Below are 1,227 nucleotides of genomic sequence, written 5' to 3' on the forward strand. Positions count from 1 at the left end.
GTTCTTGGAAGTCTACCATTTTACACAATTATATGGACTCAACTCGATATCATACTGCCTGCAGAACTCAACCTTATTTTCCACTGTATTTTCAATAGCCATCATGACTCCAAGCCAAGACGGACCTTCAAACCCAACATATAACCCGACAACCATATGACTGTATACATCAACAACAATATATACGACAGGCCTGCCGACAATAATATTGGGATCAATTGCACTTACCAAATATACATCTGCTACCGTTGCATCAACTTCGAAGATTTGGCCTGGTCCATTAGCTTTCCTAGTTTCTGATCCTAGCAAAGGCCTGAAATCACGATTGAATGTAACCTCGCCTTCTCGGGCGATTAGCAGCTTGCGCTTGGTATAATACCTTCGAATGTGATATCGCAATTGAGCAATACTTGGTACATCGTGTCCTGGAGGTATTATCGGGATCTCATATTTCCCCTTCTTAATGGTATCAATTTTATAATGATTCTTTAGCATCTCAATATATGTATATTTCACGGAGTCCCTTCGATTTATTTTTAAATAAACATCTCTTATAGCCTTATCGAATATTTTTCGATGACCCTCACTTATTAAGACTCCTTTTAACTTGGGATCTACAGAAATGCTGGTTTCTCTGGGTCTGCCCATCTTTTGAGTTGGATTCTTCTTACTGCCCTTCCCCCCGCATTTTCTGAATCTGGGAAGTAGAGCATTCACCATCTTCCCCCCAGTCCAGTAATAGCGTAAGTATTTATAGTAAAGGTTTTTTCCCTTACCGGTTCTTTCCACCTCGCTCTTTATGATTTCATACCGCTCTTTTGGATTGTAGATGTTAGGCTCCAGTTCAACTATGTCTTTAATACATTCCCAGGCTTCATCTCTAAGGCGAATTTCTTTTGGGGTTAGAAGTTCTTCCGAAACCATAAATCTGGAATATGGGTCATGCTCGCGCTTAATCATCGTCCCTTCAATAAGCTCTTGTTCAATAGATGAGATACGCTTAAACTCAGGAACCCCGGTTTTTTTTATAATAGAAATGGTAACGGCACAATCCTCCGACTGATTCAGCCACAGGACCCTCTCGCAATCAACAAGCTTTGATTCCGCGTCTCTCTTTTCAAGCAGAGTATTGATAAATAGGGCTTGCTGAACGAACAAAAAATCCTTATTCCACAAGGGATTTGAGCTACTTTTGTCGAATTTATCTGCAAGGAAAACATAGAAAAT

1 pseudogene is annotated in these 1,227 nt (G+C 40.1%); it reads right to left on the reverse strand.

Annotation, left to right across the window (positions count from 1 at the left end):
• Positions 1–12: 12 nt before the first annotated feature.
• Positions 13–1,227, reverse strand: a pseudogene (locus G485_RS30490) (hypothetical protein); the annotation flags it as partial.

The organism is Cohnella thermotolerans DSM 17683, from assembly GCF_000429825.1.
Classification (GTDB): Bacteria; Bacillota; Bacilli; order Paenibacillales; family Paenibacillaceae; genus Cohnella; species Cohnella thermotolerans.